14 protein-coding genes are annotated in these 22,846 nt (G+C 69.3%); 4 read left to right on the top strand and 10 right to left on the bottom strand.

Features of this window, described 5'->3' with window-relative positions:
* Positions 1–16 precede the first annotated feature (16 nt).
* Genes BIU95_RS02920 through BIU95_RS02910 form a run of 3 tightly spaced genes read right to left on the bottom strand, consistent with a single transcriptional unit; the run spans position 17 to position 8,478 of the window.
* Positions 17–4,282 (bottom strand): FtsK/SpoIIIE domain-containing protein, encoded by a 4,266-nt coding sequence (locus tag BIU95_RS02920; protein WP_071250274.1) that lies wholly within the window; start codon positions 4,280–4,282, stop codon positions 17–19.
* A 36-nt stretch (positions 4,283–4,318) separates the two neighbouring features.
* Entirely contained in the window at positions 4,319–5,725 is a 1,407-nt protein-coding gene (locus BIU95_RS02915) for a hypothetical protein (RefSeq protein WP_071250272.1), read from the bottom strand.
* The gene (locus BIU95_RS02910) at positions 5,722–8,478 is read right to left on the bottom strand and encodes a hypothetical protein (protein ID WP_071250269.1); all 2,757 of its coding nucleotides are present in this window, start codon (positions 8,476–8,478) and stop codon (positions 5,722–5,724) included. Before BIU95_RS02910 ends, BIU95_RS02915 begins: the two co-directional genes overlap by 4 nt.
* 253 nt (positions 8,479–8,731) lie before the next feature.
* Between BIU95_RS02910 and BIU95_RS02905 the strand changes: the two genes are divergently transcribed.
* A complete protein-coding gene (locus BIU95_RS02905; RefSeq protein ID WP_071250267.1) occupies positions 8,732–9,325 on the top strand; it encodes a hypothetical protein in 594 nt (197 codons plus the stop codon).
* A gap of 33 nt (positions 9,326–9,358) precedes the next feature.
* On the opposite strand, the gene BIU95_RS02900 is transcribed toward BIU95_RS02905, so the two are convergent.
* From BIU95_RS02900 to BIU95_RS02875, 7 genes are all read right to left on the bottom strand, one after another.
* Positions 9,359–9,562 (bottom strand): hypothetical protein, encoded by a 204-nt coding sequence (locus tag BIU95_RS02900; RefSeq protein ID WP_071250265.1) that lies wholly within the window; start codon positions 9,560–9,562, stop codon positions 9,359–9,361.
* A 94-nt stretch (positions 9,563–9,656) separates the two neighbouring features.
* A complete protein-coding gene (locus tag BIU95_RS02895; RefSeq protein WP_071250263.1) occupies positions 9,657–9,938 on the bottom strand; it encodes a hypothetical protein in 282 nt (93 codons plus the stop codon).
* Between the two features lie 39 nt (positions 9,939–9,977).
* Positions 9,978–10,253, bottom strand: coding sequence for a hypothetical protein (locus BIU95_RS02890; protein ID WP_139179605.1), 276 nt, complete (start codon positions 10,251–10,253; stop codon positions 9,978–9,980).
* Between the two features lie 48 nt (positions 10,254–10,301).
* Positions 10,302–10,859: a hypothetical protein gene (locus tag BIU95_RS02885; RefSeq protein ID WP_139179604.1), complete on the bottom strand. Its 558-nt coding sequence runs from the start codon at positions 10,857–10,859 to the stop codon at positions 10,302–10,304.
* Positions 10,860–11,813: 954 nt separating this feature from the next.
* Positions 11,814–12,194, bottom strand: a complete 381-nt coding sequence (locus BIU95_RS18105; protein ID WP_139179603.1) for a hypothetical protein — start codon at positions 12,192–12,194, stop codon at positions 11,814–11,816.
* 104 nt (positions 12,195–12,298) lie between these two features.
* On the bottom strand, positions 12,299–17,599 hold the full coding sequence (locus BIU95_RS02880; RefSeq protein ID WP_071250261.1) for a DUF6531 domain-containing protein: 5,301 nt from the start codon (positions 17,597–17,599) through the stop codon (positions 12,299–12,301).
* A 107-nt stretch (positions 17,600–17,706) separates the two neighbouring features.
* On the bottom strand, positions 17,707–17,988 hold the full coding sequence (locus tag BIU95_RS02875) for a hypothetical protein (protein ID WP_017888088.1): 282 nt from the start codon (positions 17,986–17,988) through the stop codon (positions 17,707–17,709).
* Between the two features lie 207 nt (positions 17,989–18,195).
* Here BIU95_RS02875 and BIU95_RS02870 point away from each other — a divergent pair, with 207 nt between their 5' ends.
* The 3 genes from BIU95_RS02870 to BIU95_RS02860 all read left to right on the top strand — a co-directional run bounded on the left by BIU95_RS02870 (position 18,196) and on the right by BIU95_RS02860 (position 22,793).
* Entirely contained in the window at positions 18,196–20,361 is a 2,166-nt protein-coding gene (locus BIU95_RS02870) for an RNA degradosome polyphosphate kinase (protein WP_042539263.1), read from the top strand.
* Positions 20,358–21,305 carry an NUDIX domain-containing protein gene (locus BIU95_RS02865; protein WP_071250259.1) on the top strand — a complete coding sequence of 316 codons (948 nt, stop codon included), beginning with the start codon at positions 20,358–20,360 and terminating at the stop codon, positions 21,303–21,305. Before BIU95_RS02870 ends, BIU95_RS02865 begins: the two co-directional genes overlap by 4 nt.
* Before the next feature lie 381 nt (positions 21,306–21,686).
* A complete protein-coding gene (locus tag BIU95_RS02860; protein WP_071250255.1) occupies positions 21,687–22,793 on the top strand; it encodes a phosphate ABC transporter substrate-binding protein PstS in 1,107 nt (368 codons plus the stop codon).
* Positions 22,794–22,846 lie beyond the last annotated feature (53 nt).

The following is a 22,846-nucleotide window of genomic DNA, read 5'->3' as shown; positions in this document are numbered from 1 at the left end:
TCCGTCAGTCAGTCGGTCAGCTGCCTGCGGACGCGGTCTGCACGAGGCGGACGGCGCCGCCGGAGGACGCGTAGCCGCGACCCACGGTCAGCGCCACCGGTGCTCGGCGCGGGAGCGTGACGCCGAGCAACTCGCCGTCGTAGTCGACGTCCGGCTGCAGGAGGACGCCGCAACGCGACTTGCGGACCGCTCGTGTCCAGTGGCTGTAGAGCGATCGGAGGTCCGCCGAGCGGCCCGCCGCGACGACGCAGAGCCCGGGGCGCTCGGTCGCGAGCAGCGTCGCGATGGCCTGGTCGCCGTCATCGAAGCGTTCCGCGTCGTCGATCAACAGCAGCACCGGTCCACGCTCGAGCCGCAGCCCGGCCAGCAGAGCCGGGACCTCGTCGGGGCCGACGGCGATGCGGTCGAAGTCCCCGGAGGCGAGCGGCGAACGGCGATCACAGATCGCCCAGACCGCCGGTCGCACGCCATCCGCGGCGCGAGCGAGGGCCGCGAGCGCCAGGAGCACGGTCGACTTGCCCGACCGGGCTGGACCCGCAACGAGCACGTGTTCGCCGTCGTAGACCTCGAGCGCTGCGGGACGGAGATCGTCCTCGGCGACCCCGATCGGGATCCGCCACGGTTCCCCCGCGAACACCGCACCCGCACCGAGTTCGTCGACCAGGACGGCGTCGGGCAGCCGACCGACCGCACTCGCCTTCGGAGCCGTGCCGGGCCAGCGCTCGACGAGGCGATCGACGGCCTGCGCCAGCGGGACGCCCGGCGTCGCCACGTGGGACTGCAGCCGCAGGATCGAGTCGATGAAGCGACCGGCTACGGGCGGTGGGACGTCCTTCGGGCGGACGCCGATCGAGGCGTAGTCGTACGGGTCGGCCAGGCGGAACATCCACTTCTGGGTCGTCACTTCGTCCATCGCGGACGGGACCGCCTTGGCGCGGGTCGTCGAGACGGCGAACGATATGCCGAGCGCGGGCCCCTCGGCGTAGACGCGGTACAGGGCGTCGAGCAGCAGCTGCCCCTCGAAGTCCTGGTACTCGTCGCGCAGGGCCGCGAGGCCGTCGATCAACACGACTGCCCGGCGGCCACCCGGAGTGGCGCGACGTCGCTCGAGCTCGACGCGCAGGTGCCGGAGGAACCGCGCCTGCACCTCCCCCGCGCCGGCACCGGAGCCGACGTAGGCGGTCGTGTGCGGAAGCTGCGCGAGGGGCGCCAGGTCGCCTGGACCCATGTCGAGCACCAGCAGGTCGAGGTCGTCCGGGCTCGTCGCCTCGGCGAGCTGCAAGGCGAGGGTGGCGAGGGCCGTGCTCGTCCCGCTGCCGGGGATGCCCATGAGCATGAGGTTGCCCTCGTCGAGGTCCCACCCGGTCGTGACCTGGCGCTGGTGGTCCGGGTCGTCGGCCAGGGCGACGGGCACGGTCCGCAGCGGTCCGACGACGGGCGCCAGCTCGGCCAGCTCGACGCGATCGCCGAGGGCCTCGGGCCAGATCGGTCGCGGCGGGGCGTGCCCGGCGGCGGCGTTGGCCTGCGCGATCGCCTCGATGAGCTGGTCGAGGTCGGTGACGTCGGCCGCCGTCGGCGCCGGAGCGGGCATCGGAGCGGGCACGCCGAAGACGTCGGTCGGTCGGACGGACACCGGTTGCTCCGCACGCTCGTCGCGAGCACGGCCGGTGACGAGCGCGGTCTGCACCGGGGTGATGTCGTCCTGCCCGAGCTTCACGTACGCGCGACCGGTCTGTTGGCGACCGATACCCGCGGCGGTGGGCACGCCGATCACGTTGGTCGAGTCCTCGCGGCTCTGCACCCGCAGCGCCACCCGCATGTTGGTGTTCGCCAGGATGTCCTCGCTCACGACGCCAGCAGGCCGCTGGGTGGCGAGGATCATGTGGACGCCGAGTGTCCGACCGACCGCGGCGACGGCGACGAGCGAGGTGAGGACGTCGGGGAAGTCCTTCGCCAGCATCGCGAACTCGTCAACCACGAGGAGCAGGCGCGGCATCGGTTCGTCGGGCATCGTCGCCAGGTAGGCGTCGAGGTTGTCGATGTCCGCGCCGGCTGCGGCGAACACCCGCTGACGACGCTCGAGTTCGGCCTCGAGTGCACGGATCGCACGGTCGGCGAGTTGCTCGTCCAGGTTGCTGATGGTGCCGATGGTGTGCGGCAGTCGCTCGCAGGCAGCGAACGCGGCGCCGCCCTTGAAGTCGACGAGCAGGAAGTTGAGGCGGGTGGGATCGTTGCGTGCAGCGAGCCCGGCGACGAGCGAGCGCAGGAACTCGCTCTTGCCCGAACCCGTCGTGCCACCGACCAGACCGTGCGGCCCGTCGCGGACCAGATCGAGCTCGAGGACGCCGCTCTCCGAGGACCCGATCGGGGTCGAGAAGCCGGTGCGGGCGCCCCACGCCGCTCGGATCGTGTCGACGGGGCTCGTGGCCGCCTGGGTTCGCGGGACCGTGTCGTCCCCCGCGAGCAGCTCCGGCAGGCGGACGAGCGACGGCAAGGACGCCCCCGGAACCAGCAGTTCGGGATCGTCGAAGTGCGCCACGCTGCGGGCGCTCCGTTCGGCTGTCTCGACGCTGAGTCCGGCGAGCACGACGTCCTCGACGCGGGTCCGGTCCTCCGGCCGGTAGACCGTCGCGGCGGCGTCGGCACCGACCGTGACGATCGTCGTGCAGGCTGCTGGAAGCTGCTGCTCGTTGGTCGCGATGACGATCCCGCTCACCCGCCGTGGCTGCTCACCGGGACGGAGCGACTGTCCGGGGACGGTGCGCCCTTCGCCGAGCAGGTTGCGGGCGGGCGCATCGCGCCCCTCGGTGAGCACCTCGGAGTCGACCACGACGAGCAGGTTCGGGGTCGGTAGCTCGTCGAGCGACTCCCGCAGCCCTCGGAGCATCGCCGCGCTCTGGTCGCGCTGCGCCGACATCCAACGGGCACCGGTGCTGCTCCCCGCCACGCGCGCGTGCGGCAGCCAGGAGGCCCACCCCCAGTCATCGGCACGGCCAGCGTCACAGAAGATGCCCACCGTCAGGTCGGCGGGACCGCAGTGCACGGTGGCCTGCGCGAGCAGGCTGCGCGCCAGCGCGAGTGCTCCCTCGCGGTCACCGACGATCCCGACGACGCCGGCGTCGGACAGGTCGGCCACCACCGGTGCTGCGGTCAGGCGACTGTCCGCGATGGCCGCCTTCGCTTCGTCCTCGAGCTTGGACGACGCGGCCCGCTGATCGAGTTCGGGGCGCCACGGTGCGTCTCCGGTGCCGGCGTGCAGGCTCAGGAAGTCGGTGTCCTGGGAGCGTCGCTGCCACAGCAGGGTGGTGGGGAGCTCGGCCCGGCGGACGACGGTGGCCGGGTCGGGGACGAGTTCCTGCCGACGGGCGGCCTCGACCGCTGCGGCCTCGGCGATCTCACCCCGGAAGGACTCCACTGCCTCGGCGAAGCGGGTGTCCTCCTCCTTCAGGTTCTTCGCCCGACGGTGCTTCTGCTCGAACCACATGCCGATCGCGGTGACCGGAGACAGCAGCGCGAACAGGGCGAACCGTGCGTCGCCGAGCAGGAGCACCATCGCCCCGGCGAGGACCAGAGGCGCTGCGACCGTGATCCAGCTGAACTTGGAGGCCTGGGGGACCTCGCGTTTGGCGGGTGGGTCGACGGTCTCGGTCTCGGTGTTCCGCCCGGCTCGGGGCGGGCGGTTGAACGGCGCGGTCGCCGCGGGCGTCAGGTTGGCCAGCGAGCCCGCGGCCGGCACGGGGACCTCGTCCAGCGCTGGCCGGACCAACAGCACGGCGCCGCCCACGATGACGCTCGTGGTCCCGGTGAGCAGGACTCCCTCGGCATCGATGCGCTCGCCCGCGATCACGGTGCCGTTCGTCGACCCGGCGTCACGCACGCGGACCCCGTCGTCCTCGCGCTCGATCGTGCAGTGCTCCCACGAGGCGCTCTCGGTGGGCAGCACGACGTCGGCTTGGGGCGCCCGGCCCACGACGAGCTTCCGGCTGCGCGGGACCGGTACGACGAGACCCGCGTCGAGTCCCCCGGCGAGGGTGACGCTCCACCCGTCGATCGTCTGCGGTCGCTCCTGTGGTGCGCGGCCGATGCGGGACCCCTCGAGCAGGACGAGGTCGCGCAGCGGGGTCGCCGCACTGGTGCGGTGACCATCGACCGCGAGGGTCGTCTCGGCATCGAGCTCGACGCCGATCGCCGCCGAGATGAGCTCCCCCAGCGAGGACGCGCCGGACCACCCGTCGACCTCGACCGCTTCACGTCGGTCGTCGAGCTCGATCAGCAGGCGCATGCTCGCGGTGTCCTTCTCGGGTAGTGCGTGGGTGGGTCAGTGTGCGGTGGAGTCCTCGAACCACACCAGCGAGGTGGCCTGAGCCGCGTCGTCGCCGGATGCGTCTTCGGAGCCAGCAGCGGCGGCGTTGTCGGGTCGGAGTCCGAGTGGCTGTGCCGAGGCCGCCAAGACCGTCGCGGACGCACCGAGCGCCTGCTGCCGCGTGAAGTCGAGCGCCGGACCGGCGATGCCCGCCGCAGAGTCGAGGTCGAGCGCGGCGAGAGCATCGGTCACGTCGGAGGGCTCCGTGCTGCCGGCCTTGCCGACCGCGCGGACCAGGGCGACGACGGCATCGTGGCTGCGGGCGTCCGCTGCTCCGGCCACCGCCGAGAACGGCTGGTCGCCCGTCAGGTTCTGGGCGTCGGCATCGTCGGCGAGCACCCGGACCCCACCGAGGAACGCGGACATCGCCCGGCCTTCGGCGTCCGAGGAGAGCGCCCGTGCGTCGTCGGTGGCCACCCCGACGGTGCGGAAGGAGCCGCTCAGGCTGCCGCCGGCATCGATGAGTGCGGCGCCGAAGGCCGGACTCGTCGCGTCCGGGGTGAGGACGACCGGCACGGTGACGTCTGCGGCCTGCAGTGCCGCCACCAGGGCACCCTGTCGTTGCGCGGACCCGCTGACGACGACAGCGTCCGAGTCCGGCGTGGCCTTCGGGTCGGCGTCCGCGGCCTCGGCGGTGTCGTCGTCTGCGTCGGTCGCGCCGGTCCGCGAGGCGATGGTCGCGGCGAGCTCCGCGGTGTCTGCGGTGTCGTCCCCGTCGAGGACGTGCGCCACTCGTAGGTCTGCGGGCGCACCACCGCCGAGGTTCACCAGGAGCGGCGACTTCGCGTCACCGAGCGCCGTCGTCATCGCGGCGCCGATCGACTCGGCGGTCGGCGCGGTCGACCACGAGTCCTTCTCGGCAGAGGCGTAGGGCACCACCACCGGGAGGTGTTTCTCGGCCGCCGTCGTCAGCGCCCCGGAGACGTGCTTGCCGGACGACGCGACGACGATGCCCGCGACGCCGCTCTTCGCCAGGGACTCCACCGCGGTCTTCGCCCCCGCGGACGTCCCGCCGTCGTTCTTCGTGACGAGGGTGATGTCGGTCCCGCCGAGCGCCAGTCGTCGCTCGGCGACCAGGGCACCCTGTGCCGCCTCGTTCCACTCAGAGCCCTCGCCGTCGCCCAGGGTGACGACGACGCCGATCTTCGTGGTGTCGGGGACGTGCTTGACGGTGATCTCCACCGGCACGGTGGCCGGGACAGCCTCGGCCGGCGTGCTGCTGCCGATCGCCCGGAAGGTCAGGACGGCGGCGACCACCGCGGCGACCAGGAGCACCGCGATGGCGGTGATGACCAGCGGACGGCGATTACGCGGACGTCCCGCCTCGGTGCCATCGGACTCGTCGATCGTCTGGTCGCTCATCGGTCCGCCCCGATCCGGAAGGTGTACAGCGTGGTCGAGGTCGCGCTGGCCGGCACCTTGAGCTGGAAGGCGGGCAGCGTCGTCGCGGCGTCGAGGGAGGCTCGGAACTGCTCCTGCTGGAGCAGGATCCCGGCGACGTCCTCGGCGCGGACGTTCGCGTAGCCCGCGGCGTTCTGCGATGCCAGGGCGAGCTGGTAGTCGGCGGAGTCGGACTTCGCCGCGCTCGTGGCCATCGCGCCGAGGATGCCGGATCCGTTGACCTTGCGGTCGCCCAGGTCGAGCATCACCCGGTTGAGGTCGCCGGTCAGCAGCGTCGAGGCTCCCTGCACGTCGCGCGTCGAGGCGCTCGTGCTCGCGGCGATCTGCTCGAGACTCGAGGCCGTCTGACGGTCGACGGCGGATGCCAGCTCGGAGCCTTCCTGCTCGAGCGTGCCCTTCTGCTCGTCGATCGTGCCCTTCGAGTCCTTCGTGACCTCGCCCGAGGTGGACCGGAGCCCGGAGATCGACTTGTCGAAGGCCGAGATGACGGCGTCACGGCTGCCCTTCGCGGTCTCACTGACCTGCCGCACCTGCTGGTCGATGATCTTCTGCACGTCCTTCTCGGACTGCGTCGATGCGTCGGCGAAGGCCTTGCGGACCGCGTCCTGCAGCTGGGTCTGCTGCGTGCTGATCGCGGTCAGCTGGGTGCCGACCACAGCGCTCGACTTCGTTGCCTGCTCGACGAGTTCCTGGAGCTCATGTGCCGCTCCCTCGACCGAACCACCGTCGTTGCGCACCGCCCGGCGGACCGCGGCGATGCCGTCGTCGAGCGCGTCGACGTCGTCGGACAGCGTCGTGACCGCGGCACCGATGCCGGTCTCGGAGCGGATATCGGTCGCCGCGACCACCGCGTCCCACTGCTTCGCCTGGTCCGTGAGGCGTTGGTCCATCGGGGTGCTGAAGCGTCCACCCGGCTGCAACGTCGTGCCCTCTTCGGCACCGGGGCACGGCGTGGCGGTCAGGTACCCGCGCAGCGCATCGGCCTGCTCGGCGTCGAGCTGGTCCGTCGCCGCGAGGGCGCAGAGCTGGTCGGCGACCTCGAGGTTCTGCGCCTGCATCGAGGTGCTGAACAGACCGTCGCCGGCGTTGCCCACCAGCCCGCGCGCTGCGACTGCCTGCCGGTTCACCGTCGTGACGGCGTCGCGCACGGGGCCGAGGTCGTCAGCGGTCTGGTCGCGGAGGTCCTGCAACGCCTGCAGGGTGCGCGCGACCTCACCGGTGCCGTCGGCGCCGAGGGCCTGCACGGCGGTGTCGATCTCGCCGAGCTTGGCGCGCAGGGCGTCCGACTGCTCGATCGCCGTGTCCGCGAGCTTGGGGTCGAGCTGGTCGGCGAGCTGCTGCCCGGTGCTGACCAGACCGATCAGCGAGGTGCTCACCGCACGCGACGAATCCCAGAGCGCGCAGGTCAACGATCCACGGGCCTCCTGAGGGGCACACGTCGTCTCGTCCGGCGACGCCGGGCCGACCGCTCCCGCCAGCTGCGCACTGACCTGCTGCTTGCACGCCTCGCTGGCATCGGCGTAGCCGGTGAGCTGCGCCGAGACGCGGAGGAGGTTGCCGTAGACACTGCCCCCGGCGGACGGGGTCTTCGGCGTGGCCGCGCACCCGTTGCCGTCGAGCACCGTTGCCGGCGCGGTCGCGGACGTGTCGCCGAGCAGGCTGTCGAGGCTCGTGGTGGTCTGCTGGAGCTGCTGCAACACCGTCGACTGCGTGGCCTTGACCGTGGTGCCGAGGTCGCTGTTCAGTGAGCCGAGCTGTCCGGCGAGGGACTGCATGGTGCTGGCCAGGGAGGAGCTGCTCTCCTTGAGGCGCTCGGCCGTGCTGACGCCGAGGGTCTCCGACGTCGTCTCGAGGTTCGACCGGACCTCGGTGATGGTGCCACCGGCACGCGCCAACACCTCGTTCACCTGCGAGATCAGGTCGATCGTGCGGCGCTGGAGCGCGAGTTCGGAGTCACTGTCCGACCCGAAGGCCGCGTTGACGACGCCTGTGGAGGACAGGTCCGTGGACAGCCCGGGCTGCGCGGCGACGTCGATGGTCGGCGCGGTGAAGTCCTCGACGTCGGCGACGAGGTGCAGCGTGCTGCTCGCGCCGGAGGTCGGCGGAGCGAGCAACCGGCCCCACTGGACGACCGCGTCGCCGTCCTCGTTGGTGCTCACGACACCGTCGGTCGACGAGCCGGAGTCGGCCGAGTCCGTGACGACGCGGTCGGCGGCAGTCCCCGTCAGCACGGTCGACGCCGCGATGCTGAAGGGCGCGCCCACGAGCGCCGGGGTCGAACGCGACGTGCCGGCGACGTCGTAGGTCAGGTTCTTCGACGTGACCGTGAGGTTCTCGATCGTCAGGTCGATCGACACCCGACCCGAGTACCCGTCGAGGTCGGCCAGGTCCGTGCCGGTCTTCTTCTTGGTCGAGTACTGCGTCGTGATGCGCAGTGGCAGGTCACTCGCCGCCTTCGCGGGGTCGTGCTCGGTCGTCGCGGACGAGGAGTCCTTGCCTGCGACGGAGATCGCGGTGTCCGAGATCGAGGTGATCGAGCCGTCCGCGGCGAGGCGCGTGTCGACGGTCTGCAGGACCCTCGAAGGGTCGGCAACAGGCTTGTCGTCGGAGGTGCAGCCGGCGAGCACCAGCGCAGCGATCCCCGTGACGGCGACCGTCCCCGCGATCCGTCGTCCGGTCCGTCGTGCTCCGGTGTTCCCGGCACGCTGGTTCATCACGGTCTTCCCCCCAAGAGAATCGTCGAGCACATCGATGCTAGTTGCTGAACGGCGTCAGATCCGGGCTGGTCTCCCCCGGGAGCCACCCCCGTTCGGGCCACAGCTCGCTACTGAAATCCAACATAGAGCATCCGCGAGTGTGCTCGTACCTGTCCACAGGGCGCTGATACTCTGCACGCATGATCCAGGGGGACCAGGGCGTCACGCCCTTCGAACGACGGCGCACGAACGCACGAACGGGGGCGGACCGGTGAACATCAACCTGTCGCCGGTGCTCATCGCGCTGATTGCCATGATCACCATCCCGGCCGCCGTCAGCGCGCTCGTCCGTCAGAACGACCGGAAGCGGCCACCGTCCACCGTCGTGGGCGACGAGGCGTACGGCGTGCTCTTCACCGTCCGTGCTCGCCGGTTCAGCTACCTGCTGCTCCGGATCATCGGGATCGTCGTCATCGTCGTCGGCGGGTTCTTCTTCCTGGCCACGCTCAGCCTGCTCGACGACCCCGACGCGATCGGCATGCTCATCGCCGGCGTCGGCATGGTGCTGTTCGGGATCCTGTTCGTCTACCTCGGCGTCGGTCAGAAGCGCCGTCGCGTCGAGGCGTACGACTCGCAGCTGGTCGTGACGCCGATGTTCCGTGCCGCGCGGACCGTCGACCCGGCGGCGATCAAGCGCATCCGGCCCACCACCAACCGGTTCGGTGGCCTGGACATCAAGGTGAACGGCCAACGCGGCGTGATCAGCGTCCTGTCGATCGACGCCGCCTATCCCGAGCTCTGTGCATGGCTCGAGCAGCGGGCGCCCGCGCAGTGGGGTGAGTTCATCGGGGCCTTCGGGCGCTGAGCGGCGCGCTGCTGCTGCACTGGGCCGACGGACCTACCGTGTTCGCACGGGCTCGAAGCTCTTCACGTACACGGCCTGGCGGATCGTGTTCAGGAATGCCCGCATCGTGAAGGAACCCTCGCCGGCGTTCAACCGGTAGCGCTCCCCCTCGATGACGTCCCGCGCCAGTTCGTCCTCGTTGTCGCGGCTCACACCCCAGCTCTGCACGAGCGTTCCGCAGTCGGACGTCTCGAGCACGACCTGCGACGTCGACGAGCCGACGCCCTTCAGGGAGTGAGACGAGTCCGCACTGCTGTGCGCGGAGCTGACGCTGCAGCCGTTTAGTCCTGGGTCACTCGACTGCAGCCCCAATGTCCGTCGTACGGTGCGGGCCAACTTTCCGTCGCACCGCTTCGGAAAAGGCCAGCATCAGCGCCCCCAGCTCGCTCTCGTAGGGCCAAGTGTCGGCAACAAGGCGGGTGGCGCCCTGTATCCCGCTGCGGTATGCCGGATGGTCGGGCGCCTGCTCGAATGCGGCAATGAGGACAGATCGTACGGCGGCTATTTGCACAGCCGACGCGGCGTCCTCGACGGCGTGGTCGTCGAGTTGCTTGAGCAATTCCGACAAGGTCATGTTCTGCCGTGCCCCTTCAGCGCTGGAACAGCGAGTCCATCACGGGAATGTGCGCGTCACCCGCAGCAGCGCGGAGAGTGACCGCTGGAACGCTTTGGTCGCAGGGACATCGCCCGCGCCGTCAGGCGTGACCACGAACATGTCGCCCATGCCCCCTGCCCCCGTGTTCGACGCGGAGTAGATCCTTCGGTAGATCCGCCGCCGAGCAAGCCACGCCTCCTCGACGCGGAGTGCCTCGGCCTGGCGGAGGTAAAAGCCCTCCGCCTCACGAGCCCCCATCCGGCAGAGGAATCCGGCCACCTCGTTGCACAGCACGACGACCTCGTCCCGTGTGCTCCTTCGTCTCAACATCACCGCTCCGGCTCACTCGTCGTTTGGGCTGTCACGCGATCCACGCCGGGGCGTCTCCGAGGCGAGCACGCCGGTGTAGCTGTAGATCTCCGGCGCTACCTTCAGGATCTTGAGGCCGGCACGCAGCCTGAACGAGCCAGCACCGACAGTGAATCGGTAGCGCTCGCCTGGTTCCACCGCGGACGCTATTCGCTGCATGCTGGACCGATCCACGCCTTCCAGGTAGAGGAGATTCCCGCAATTCGTGTGGAAGGTGACCTGGGGTTGTGCACCGCCGGCTCCCTTCGCGGACCGGGAAGACGACATGTTCGCCTCTGCCGAATCGACCCGACACACGACGTTCATGCGGTGCCCATCGTCGTACCGCCCGAGAATCGACGGGCCGAAACCGAACGTGGCCACCGGGAGGCCGATGATCAAGAACAACAGTCCGACGGCCTGCAACCGCTCAAGAAAGACACGTGCAGGGCTCTTATGAGCAGGACGAAACGTGCCATCAGAAGCAGCACTCACCAGTAAATGATCGCCTCCAGCCGCCTTCTTCGCCAACCGGACGTTCGGTGTCTCCACGTGCCATGGATCCCCGCATCGCGTCCGCTCCGCTGGGAAGTCCGGGGTCGAGGTGGATAGTAGAAAAAGCGAGGTCACTGGCTTCGGTCGATAGCTCATCTTCCACACAAACCTGTTCGAAATCCCGTAGAGGCTAGCAGCTAGGTGCTTCACTGAACTCTTTCGCCCCTACTTGCGGACTTGGCTATAGCCGTAAACCGTCGGAGCTACTTTGACAAACTTGAGACCCTTCCGCAGATTGAACGAGCCAGCACCAACTTCGAACCGATACGGCGCGTTCGATTCAACCGAGCCGGCTATTCGTTTCATACTCGATCGATCGACCCCGTCTGCGTAGATGAGATTCCCGCAGTCTGTATGGAAGGTCACCTGCGGTCGCGAGCCTCCCGCGCCTTTCGCAGACCGTGAAGACGCAATGTTTGCTTCGGCGTAATCAACTTTGCAGGTTACTTTGATTCGATGAGAATCATCGTATCGCCCGAGCCAGGTCGGTCCGACCGTTAATGCCAGGAGAGGAATCACGATGACGCCTAGCACGATTGCTACTGCAATCACTCGATTCCCCCAGACGGGTGCCCTGCTTTTCCTCCTTCGGAGCAGCTTGGACGCAACCCGATCATCTTCAGTGGAATTCACCAGCCGACCCTGGCCTCTGTGCGCGGCTGGGACCCGCACATCGGCTCTTCAGCGCCGCGTATGGCCCCGCTCAGTAAGGTCCTGCCGAAATCATCGCCTTGCACGTCCGGCCACCGCCATCGAGGGCACGGACCGCCGAGGACCGAGTACGGCGTCGCTGCGAAAGCATGATCACCAGCGAGCACGAGGGGCAAGGCGATTCCGAGTGCACCGATCGTCGCCGCAGCCATGAGGACGCCGCGATGCTGCTCGAAGCCACCCGCGTGCGGGGACCCAACCCCTAGAGACCATGCGTGAACGTCGAGACCGCGTCGCACGCTACTCCTGGGTTGCCTTGAAGTCGCGCACATCAGGTGCGACCTTGACCAACTGAAGAACCGAGCGCAACCGGTAGGTCCCCTCTCCAACTATGAATCGGTAGCGCTGCCCCGCCTTGAGTTCGTCGGCCACCCGATCGACATTGTCCTTGTTGATACCTGAGTCGATCAGCAACCGCCCACAGCCTTTTGTCTCGATGACAACTTGACTGCCCGAACTCCCGACGCCCTTCAAGGAACGACTCGAAGTACTCCCCGCTTTTGCGGATTCAACAGTGCAAGTTACGGACATTGGGTGAGAATCGTCGTACACGCCCAAAGCGATCGGCGCTACAAAGAATGCCAAGATCGGGAAGACAACGACGAGGAAGAGCAAGAGCACGGCGATGGTGCGGTTCCGAAATACACGCCGCCTGGCGACGTCCGTCCCAAGCCGGGTCTCCGTATTCGGCACGGTTACGCTCTCTTTCTCTCGTCGCCCGCCACTCATGGCGCACGATGTGAAGTGACGGTAGGACCCCGCGCCCCTGCAAGGAACCCTGTTCCAAAGGTCTGGACCAGGTTTGCGCGACTCTGATCCCCGCCCGGGCGGACCAGCTCATTTGCCACGGCACCAAAGCCGCCTGCACTGTGGTTCACCGCACCACCGATCAAAGCGGTCGCTGATGGAGAACTGAGGTCCAAGTTCTTGACGATCTTAGCTCCGAGCGCCCCGGATCCCAGGCTGAAGCCCGCCCCCAGACCGAAGCCGGACGCCGCAGACGCCGCGTAACCGCCGGCAGTGTGCGAGACGTCTTCGTCGAACATGTACCCGCCGACGTTCTGCGTGGCACCTGACACTCCTGACGAGATCGCCGAGCGAGTAGTCGATGTCAAGGCCTGCGTGCCGATCCGCTGGAGCACTGGAGCACCTGCGCGAGCAGCCGCTGTCCCGAGTTTCGAGAGACCCAGCGCGCTTCCCCCTCCGGCAGCTCCCGACACACCACCAACGAGAGTGTCCAGGCCGACCTTTCCCCAATCGACCTTGCCGTTCTCCCCCCTGTTTTCCTTGATCGATAGCCCCCCGGCCAAAGCAGCTCCGCCGCCTGCCATCACGGCAATCGCGACTACCGGGCCGATCGGTGTGCACATCGCGAGGACTGTCGCTGCGACGCCGAGGCCGATGGCGATGTTCGAGATCAGCTCCGAGTGCTCGTCGGCCCAGTCACGCACATTGGCGATTGCACCCTGATTCGCATCCCGGTAGGCCTGCAAGTCCTTGTCAGTCGCCGGCCGCAACCCGAGCGGGTCGACGGCTTGCAACGGATCGTTGCCCGCGTACGAGTACGGGTTCCCAGACCACGCGGCACCCAGGATCGGCGCGAGCGGATCGACCGACAGGAAGCCCCGCGCCGCAGGGTCGTACACACGGGCCCCGAGCCACTCCAGCCCTGCGACGGACACCCCACCCGAGCCGGTCAGGGACACCCCCGCGGGCAGCCCGACGTCGGTGACGGCAGCGAGCGCAGCCCACGGGTCCGCAGCATCGGTCGCGCGAGCACTGCGCCAAGCGGGCTGCGTCACGGCTTCGCCGATCGCGGTGACACCCCCCGGCAGGTCGAGCAGCGACGTGTCGGCAATGCTGATGAGTGACGGCACGACCGCGGCGGAGTCCCACCACGCGGCGACCCCACCCACCTCGGCGAGCTCACCGAGCGCGTCGACCCAGACGTCGAGCCGACCGGTCTCGGTGTACGAGGCGTCGCGGTCGACGACGGCAGCGAGGTACCCCAGGTCGGACCACGCGTATTCGGTGGTCGAACCATTGGCTGCGGTCCGCCGGATGCGGCGGCCGAGACCGTCGTGGACGTACTCGGTGCGGCCGGCCTCGGTGGTCGTCGCGACCAGCTGTCCGGCAGCGTCGTACTCGTGGCGCGTCTCGACACCGCCGACGGATTCGACGACGAGTCGCCCACCGTCGTCGTAGGCCCACGTCGACTCCCCGGCGCGCACGAGCTGCCCGGCGGCGTCGTACTCGTACGACACCGCCCCCGACGGTCCGTCGACCGCGGTGATCCGCGCGTCGGCATCGCGCTCGATCCGCGTACTGGTGGCACCGTCGAGCGTGGTCGAGGTGTGCGCGACGAGGGCGCCTCCCTCGTACGACCACGACTGCACCAGGTCGCCCGTGGCCGCCTGGACGATACGACCCGAGGCGTCGTAGGTGAACGCGCCGGCAGCGGTGCCGTCACGGTCCACCCCGACGACACGGCCGACGGCATCGCGACGGTAGGTGGTGCGGGTGCCGTTCGGGTCAACCCGAGCAGTGCGGTTGCCGTCGGCGTCGTACTCCCACGCGACGGACTGGTCGCCTCGGGCTCGGCGGACGAGCAGGCCGCGGCGGTCGTGCTGGAGCTCGTGCTCGATCGTCCGGCCTGCACCACGGGTGTGGTCCGACACGACGACAATTCGGTGGACGGCGTCGCGGGTGATCTCCGACTGCACCGCACCGTCGACGAGCACGGCCCGCTGGCGGCCGGCTGCGTCGTACGTCCATTCGGTGGTGCGGCCGTCGGGATCCGTCTGGCGGATCTGGCGCCCGGCCGGGTCGTAGGCCGCCGTGGTCGTCCGTCCGAGCGGATCGGTGACGGCGACCACGTGGTCGGCGGCGTCGTACTCCCGTCGAGTGGTCCCGCCGGCAGGGTCGGTGATCGTCACCAGGCGCCCGCGCTCGTCGTACTCGAACGAGGTGACCCCGTCGAGACCGTTGACGACCTGGATCAGCTGCCCGGCGGGGTCGTAGCGGAACCGACGACGGCCGAAGCGTGCGTCGTGGCTGGAGACGAGCCTCCCGGCCAGGTCGTAGCGGAACCGCGCAGTGCCGGCACCCGGAGTCGTCTGCGTGACCACGCGCCCGACGGCGTCGTATGTGATCTCCTCGACCTCGCCGGTGGGCAGGGTCCGGGCCACGACACGGGAGTCCGCGTCGTAGGTGAGCGTCGTCCGCGCCCCCGCGGCGTCGGTGGCTGCGGCGGGACGCCCGCAGGCGTCGTACTCGTACGTGGAGCGCGCGCCCGAGGGGGCGACCAACGCGACGACGCGACCGGCGAGGTCGCGCTCGAGTCGGGTCAGTCCGCCTTCGCCGTCGACGAGTTCGACGGGGCGACCGGCGGCGTCGTAGGTGATGAGTTCGGAACCGGTCTCGTCAGACGTGGACTCGACGGGTCGGCCGTACTCGTCGAACCGGACGGTCGCGGTGTCGAAGGCGTCGCGCAGCGTCGCGACGCCGGTCGCGACGTCGTCCGAGAACTCCTGACGGACGCCCGTCGGGTCGACGGTCGCCGTCAGCTCGCCGACGACGTCGTACTCGCGACGCCAGGTCGCGCCGGCGGGGTCGGTGACGGCCCGGAGGCGCGACAAGGCGTCGTGCGCGAACGTCCAGACCGCGCCGCCCGGCAACGCGACCTCCGCCAGGTTCCCCTGGTCGTCGAACGTCCGTGAGACGCGTCGACCCAGTGGGTCGGTCGTGGTCGCGAGTTCGCCGTTTGGGGCGTACTCGAGCGTCGTCCGTGCTCCGAGCGGATCCGTGATCGCAGCGATCCGTGCTCCGGCGGCGTACTCGAAGCGCCAGACGGCTCCGTCGGCGTCACGTCGTTCGACGAGGAGCCCGGCGGCGTCGTAGCGGTACTCGCTCCGTGCGCCGGATGGGCTGATCGCGGCGACCGGGTGACCGGCCGCGTCGCGCTCGATCCGAGCGGTGTCGCCGACGGCGTTGGTGGTCGAGACGAGCTCACCGAACGCGTCGTAGGAAAGCGTCAGGACCACGCCGGTCGGGTCGACGACGTGGGTGAGGGAGCCGTCCTGCCAGGTCAGCTCCGTCCGGCCGCCGACCGGGTCGACGATGACCGACGGGTCGCGGTCGTCGCCCACGTACTCGTAGCTCACGACGGCACCGGCCTCGGTGACGACCGTCGTCACGCGGTCCTGGTCGTCGTACCCGTAGGTCAGGTCGCCGCCGGACGGCGTGACGGTCCGGGTCTTCCGGCCGCGGTCGTCGTACGCGTGGACGGTCACCGACCCGTCGCGCTCGGTCGCCGACACCAGGTTGCCGTGCCGGTCGTAGCTCATCGACTGGCGTCGGTCGTCGGAGTCGATGACCCCGACGAGACGCCCCTTGGCGTCGGCGATGTAGGAGTTCGACCGCGATCCGTCGTGGTCGGACACCACCGTGACGCGGCCGGGCAGGTACGCGAAGCGCACGGTGCGGCCGTGCGGGCTGATCTGTTCGACCACGCGGCGCTGGTCGTCGTAGGTGTTGTCGACCTCGACGACACCGGCCGCACTCGTGACCGTCGTGATGAGGTCGTCGTCGTTCCAGCCGTAGGTCCGGGTGCCGACGGCGTCGGTCACCGAGACGAGTCGGCCGCGCTCGTCGTACCCGTACTCGACCCGGCGACCGTCGGAGGCGCGGAGCACCGCCACTCGGCCGTCGACGTGGTCGATGTCGATCGAGCGCCCGCGCTCGTGCAGCAGGCGCACGACGACGTCGTCGGCGTCCCGCTCGACGCGGACCGCGGTGCCGGCCCCACCGCGCTGTCCGAGCCACAGCCCGGACGGCGAGAAGTCGATGCGCTCACCCTGGTTGTCGCGGACGACGAGCCGGTTGCCCTCGGCCGCGAGCCAGCGGTTCTCGCCGACGCCGCGGGCCCACCCCTCGCCGTCACGTGGGAAGCGCACCTGACGACCGTCGGCGCCGACGAACGACGCGCCCTCGTCGTCGAGGAGCAGGCGGGTCTCGAGGATCGACGCCCACCCCGGACCGAAGAGGCCGACGTGCTGGTCGAGGGAGTTGTACATGCGGGTCACCTGCAGCGCCGCAGATGCACCGGTGAACGCCAGGTCGAGCTCCGGCTCGAGGAAGTTGCCCGTCGTGGTGTTCACCGGGTCCATCGAGAATCCGGTGGTGGGCTGAGCGCCGTAGGCCGATGGTGGATCGAACTGCAGGTCGGTGCGGGACTGCGCGACCCCGGCGGCAGCCAGGGCTGCGGCGAGCGCAGCATCCGAGACGGTGGACACGGAGCCCTCGCCGCCAGCGGCCGCGAATGCATCGGCGATCGTGTTCGCCCACTTGACGTCCTGGTCGTTGGCAGCAAGCCACTTGTCGAACGCCGACACGAGCCCGTCGGCGTTGATCGTGCCCCACGAGCACTTCGTCGCGAAGTCGTCGAGCTTGCCGCGGAGCCCCGCGGGCTTCCCGGTGAGGTCGCTGTTGAGCGAGGTCGATCCGGCGGCGAAGGAACGCAGATCCTCCGGCTTGGCGGACGAGGTCCCGCCGCCACCACTCCCACCCGCGCCCGGGTTCGGGGTCTGGCGCGTGGTCGACTTGGCACTCGCGGGCGCGAAGGTCGGAGGGTCTTCGTGCTCGACCTTGGGCGGCTCCGGTGCGCCGGCGACCTTGTCGTGCATCCACTCGAAGAAGTTCCGGTCACCGTACTCGGCGTACCAGTCGCGGGCTTTCTTGCGACGGGCGTTCTCGCGCTCGGCGGCCGCCTTCATCTCGTCGACCCAGCCCGCGACGGTGCGCAGGTTCGTGGCGATGTCCTCGGCGTCGCTCTTCGCGGTACCGGCGTTCTGCGCGAAGAGCTCCGAGAAGTGCCCGCGGAACTCCTGGGACGCGGTGTTGACGTAGGACTGCCGCGAGCCGGCCTGGCCCTCGATCGACTCGGCCGCGCCGTTCAGCGCCGTGCTGAGTGCATCGGCCGTGCCGTTGTCGAACTTGACTGGCTCATTGCCGTGCAGGTCAACCATGGTTCATCCCCCGAAGTCGTGCTGATCGTGCTGGTGAAGCGGCCCCACCGACCGCGAACGCCCGGACCGCCGCGAATGCGACGGTCCGGGCGGGAACAGGCTGGTGCTTACGCGCCGCCGCCTGCGGTGAAGATGTCCTGCGAGATCTTGTCGAGCTGCGTGCGGAGCTGCTCGAGCTCGGTCTTCGCCTTGTCGAGAGCAGCCTTGGTCTCCGGCCAGGTGGACCCACGGAACGTCGCCGCGAGCGGGCCGTCCCAGACGTTCGAGTCGGAGAGGATCCGGCCCTGAGCGTCGAGCTGCGAGATCTGATCGGTGAAACCACCGTTGACGATCGACTGGACCTGACGGATGGCGGTCTTGGCCTGCTCGGTCGAAAGGACACGCGACATGATGAACCTCTTTCATTCGTAGCTGCACCCCCGCGCAGTGGAATCCCCCCGGAGGCTCTGACACGGCCCACCATACCCACAAACCCGGGCAGATGTCACCGTCGGTATATCGTGACCGTTCCTCCACACACGAACGGTTCACCACCGGTTTCCACAGCGTCCACCGGGGCCCCTCCGACAGCAGGGGCCGGGTGGCAGGATGTGGGGATGGACACCGAACCGCAGCTCGACGGCGAATCCGTCGCACCCGACCTCGACGACTTCGACGAGGTCGTCGAGATCGAGCACGAGTCGCTGCCGACGGACCGCTACTTCGACCGCGAGCTCAGCTGGCTCAGGTTCAACCAGCGCGTGCTCGAGCTGGGTGAAGACCGCACGCAGCCCCTGCTGGAGCGAGCGAACTTCCTGGCGATCTTCGCGTCCAACCTCGACGAGTTCTTCATGGTCCGCGTCGCCGGCCTGAAGCGCCGCATCGACACCGGCATCGCCGTCCCGACCAACGTCGGCCGTGCCCCCAGTGACGTCCTGCGCGACATCGCGAAGAAGGCCCACGAGCTCCAGGACCGGCACGCGCAGGCGTTCATCGGGTCGCTCAAGCCGGACCTCGACGCCGCGGGCATCCACATCGAGCACTGGTCCGACCTCGACGAAGCCGACCGGCAGCGGATGCGGGAGTACTTCAACGAGCAGATCTTCCCGGTGCTCATGCCCCTGGCCGTCGACCCGGCGCACCCGTTCCCCTACATCTCCGGGCTCTCGCTCAACCTGGCGGTGCGGGTCCGCAACCCGAAGTCGCAGCGCCAGGAGTTCGCGCGCCTCAAGGTGCCGCAGAACTTCTCCCGCTTCATCAAGCTCCCCGACGACAACTCCGGGCGGATGCGCTTCATCCCGCTCGAAGACCTCATCGCGAACCACCTCGACGACCTGTTCCCGGGGATGGAGGTCCTCGAGCACCACGTGTTCCGGGTCACCCGCAACGAGGACGTCGAGATCGAGGAGGACGAGGCCGAGAACCTCATCCAGGCCCTCGAGCGCGAGCTCCTGCGCCGCCGGTTCGGCCCGCCGATCCGCCTCGAGATCACCGAGGACATGGACCCGGTGACCCTCGACCTGCTCGTGCGTGAACTCGACATCACCGAGGAAGAGGTGTTCCGGCTGCCGTCGCCGCTCGACCTCGGCGGGCTGTTCGAGATCTCGAAGATCAGCCGCCCGGACCTGCACTACCCGAAGCACGTGCCGACGACCCCGGTGCAGTTCCAGCCGGGTGAGCCGAACACGAAGCCCGACCTGTTCCGTGCGATCAAGGCGAACGACGTCCTGGTCCACCACCCCTACGAGTCCTTCGCCACGAGCGTGCAGGCGTTCCTCGAGCAGGCCGCCGCCGACCCGAACGTCCTGGCGATCAAGCAGACGCTGTACCGCACGTCCGGCGACAGCCCCATCGTCGAAGCGCTCATCGACGCAGCGGCCGCCGGCAAGCAGGTCCTCGCCCTGGTCGAGATCAAGGCGCGCTTCGACGAGCAGAACAACATCACCTGGGCCCGCAAGCTCGAGAAGGCCGGCGTGCACGTCGTCTACGGCCTGGTGGGGCTGAAGACGCACTCGAAGCTGGTGCTCGTCATCCGGCAAGAGGGCGGGACGCTCAAGCACTACAGCCACATCGGCACGGGCAACTACAACCCGAAGACCTCGCGCATCTACGAGGACATGGGCCTGTTCACCTCGGACGACACCGTGGGCAAGGACCTCACCCGCCTGTTCAACGAGCTGTCCGGCTACGCCATCGAGAAGAAGTTCAAGCGCCTGCTCGTGGCACCGCTGCACCTGCGGAAGGGCCTGCTCAAGCGCATCCAGACCGAGGCGGCGAACGCCCGTGCCGGCAAGCCCTCGGGCATCCGGATCAAGGTCAACTCGATGGTCGACGAGCAGATCATCGACGCGCTCTACCTGGCGAGCCAGGCCGGGGTGCCGATCGACGTCTGGGTCCGGGGCATCTGCTCGCTCAAGCCGGGGATGGAAGGCGTCAGCGACACCATCCGCGTGCGGAGCATCGTCGGCCGCTACCTGGAGCACTCCCGCGCCTTCGCGTTCCACAACGACGGCGACCCGGCGGTCTTCATCGGCAGCGCCGACATGATGCACCGCAACCTCGACCGTCGCGTCGAGGCACTCGTGCGGCTGGTCGCGCCGGACCACATCAACGAGGTCCAGGAGATGTTCGACCTGGCGATGGCCGACACCGCCAGCTCGTGGCACCTGGAGTCCGACGGCGAGTGGACGCGGCACTCCACCGACGATGCGGGCCGTCCGCTCGAGGACGTGCAGAATGTGACCATGCGGAAGATCTCGGCTCGGAAGCGCTCGACTCGGTGAGCGGCGGTCCCTCGGGCCCCGTCGTCGCTGCGGGTGCGGTCGTCTGGCGCGAACAGGACGGCACACCCCTCGTGCTGCTCATCCACCGCGACCACCACAAGGACGTCTCCCTGCCCAAGGGCAAGGTGGACCCGGGCGAGGCCGTCCCGACGACCGCTGTGCGCGAGATCGACGAGGAGACCGGCTACCGCGTCCACCTCGGCGCTCCGCTCGGCACCGCCGAGTACGTGCTGCCGAACGGTCGCGACAAGGTCGTGCACTACTGGGCGGCCCGGGTCTCGGCCAAGGAGTACGCCCGCGCCGGGGCCTTCGAGCCGAACCACGAGGTCGCCGCACTCGAGTGGGTCACCATCGACGACGCCCGCAACCGTCTGACGTACGAGCGGGACGTCGCGATCCTCGACCGCTTCGCCGAACGCGCCGCCGCCGGACAGCACCGCACCTTCGCCCTGATCACCCTGCGCCACGCGAAGACCGTGCCCGGCTCGGACTGGGACGGTCCCGATGCCACCCGACCGCTGCTGCCCGTCGGCCGTTCGCAGGCCAAGGCCGCCGCGGCGCCGGTCGCGGCGTTCGGCCCGAAGAAGATCGTGAGCAGCACGGCGGCGCGGTGCCTCGCGACCGTCGAACCGCTCTCGGCCGCGACGAAGCTCGGCGTCTCGAGCACCCCGGACATCAGCCAGGACGCTCACGACCGCGGAGCCGCCGACGTCAAGGGTGTCGTCCGGCGCCGCCTCGACAAGGGCAAGACCGCCGTGCTCTGCTCGCACGGCCCGGTGCTGCCCGACATCATCGCCCGGATCGCCACCGTGACCGCCGACGACTCCGGCCGCTTCGACCTGCGTCGTGCGGCGATGTTGTCCGTCGGGGACTTCTCCGTCATGCACATCGCCGGAGACACGCTCGTCGCGGTCGAGACGCACCGCAACACGATCCCGGCGTAGCCGGCCACCGCCGGACCGCAGCGCCGCCGCACCGCAGCGCCGCCGGACCGCAGCGCCGCCGGACCAGAGCGCCGCAGCCGACGCGCCCGGCACCCGACCACACGACGGGGCCGCGCCGCGCCCGGAGAACGCGATCCGGGCCTCCCGACCGCCCTTCCGCGATCATGCGTGCGTATCTTCCGAACGCGCGCACAGTGCCCCCGATCCTGCTCCCTGCGCGGGCGCGGCGCACGCCGCCCCGACGCGGACAACCCCTCGTTCACCTTCCGTTCACCAGCGGGGGTGATCCCCGTCACCTCGCGTCCCTACAGTCGCTCCCGGGTCGGCACCGGCCCAGGGACCGCAGTGGTCCCACTGCATTCCATTCCCGAAGGGACCCCTGTGAACATCAAGCGAATCGGTTCGATCGCAGCAATCGCGATCGCCGGCGCAGTCGTGCTCTCCTCGTGCGCGGCAAACGAGGACGCGGGCAGCACCAAGTCCTCCTCCACCAGCGGCAGCGACTACTCGAAGCTCTCCGGCACCCTGACCGGCTCGGGCTCGTCCGCACAGCAGACCGCGCAGGCCACCTGGGCCGCCGGTTTCCAGGACGAAGCCAAGGGCGTCACGGTGAACTACACGCCGGACGGCTCCGGCGCCGGCCGCGAGAACTTCATGTCGGGTGCCGCGGACTTCGCCGGCTCCGACGCGGCGCTGAAGGACGAGGAGCTCTCGGGCAAGTTCGAGTCCTGCAAGGCGGACACCAAGGGCATCGACATCCCCGTCTACATCTCCCCGATCGCCATCGCGTACAAGGTCGACGGCGTCAGCGACCTGACCCTCGACGCGAAGACCATCGCGGGCATCTTCTCGGGCAAGATCACCAAGTGGAACGACTCGGAGATCGCCGACCTGAACAAGGACGCGAAGCTGCCGGACGCGAACATCACGGTCGTGCACCGCTCCGACGACTCGGGCACCACGCAGAACTTCTCGGAGTACGTCTCCGCGAACGCCGGCGACGTCTGGACCGAAGAGCCGAGCCAGACCTTCCCGTACTCGGTCGGTGACAGCGCGAAGGGCACCTCCGGTGTCGCCTCCGCGATGGGCAACGCCACCAACGCCATCACCTACATCGACGACTCCGGCGCCGGTGACCTCGACCGCGCGAAGCTGATGGTCGGCGACAAGGCGACCGAGATCTCGGCCGACGGTGCCGCGCAGGTCGTCGCCGACTCGAAGATCGCAACCGGCCGCGAGGACAACGACCTCGCGATCAACATCGACCGCAAGGACACCGCTGACGGTGCCTGGCCGCTGGTCCTCGTCTCCTACGCCATCGCGTGCCAGGAGTACAAGGACGCCGACAAGGCCGAGCTCGTGAAGGGCTACCTGGACTACGTCGTCTCGAGCGCTGCTCAGGACGCCGCTGCGAAGGAGGCCAAGTCGGCCGCCCTCTCCTCCGACCTCGCGTCGAAGGCCAAGGACGCGGTCGCGTCCATCAAGTAAGGCCCCCTGAGCGCCCGGACGCCGGTCCCACCCACATGACCGGCGTCCGGGCC

The sequence above is a fragment of the Curtobacterium sp. MCBA15_007 genome (assembly GCF_001864905.1).
In the GTDB taxonomy this organism is placed as follows: Bacteria; Actinomycetota; Actinomycetes; order Actinomycetales; family Microbacteriaceae; genus Curtobacterium; species Curtobacterium poinsettiae.
This window is presented reverse-complemented; position numbering and strand designations above follow the sequence as displayed.

Coding starts and splice junctions, on each gene's coding strand:
- BIU95_RS02920 (WP_071250274.1), bottom strand. CDS start 4,282: ATGCGCCTGCTGATCGAGCTCGACGACCGACGTGAAGCGGTCGAGGTC.
- BIU95_RS02915 (WP_071250272.1), bottom strand. CDS start 5,725: ATGAGCGACCAGACGATCGACGAGTCCGATGGCACCGAGGCGGGACGT.
- BIU95_RS02910 (WP_071250269.1), bottom strand. CDS start 8,478: ATGAACCAGCGTGCCGGGAACACCGGAGCACGACGGACCGGACGACGG.
- BIU95_RS02895 (WP_071250263.1), bottom strand. CDS start 9,938: ATGACCTTGTCGGAATTGCTCAAGCAACTCGACGACCACGCCGTCGAG.
- BIU95_RS02880 (WP_071250261.1), bottom strand. CDS start 17,599: ATGGTTGACCTGCACGGCAATGAGCCAGTCAAGTTCGACAACGGCACG.
- BIU95_RS02875 (WP_017888088.1), bottom strand. CDS start 17,988: ATGTCGCGTGTCCTTTCGACCGAGCAGGCCAAGACCGCCATCCGTCAG.
- BIU95_RS02870 (WP_042539263.1), top strand. CDS start 18,196: ATGGACACCGAACCGCAGCTCGACGGCGAATCCGTCGCACCCGACCTC.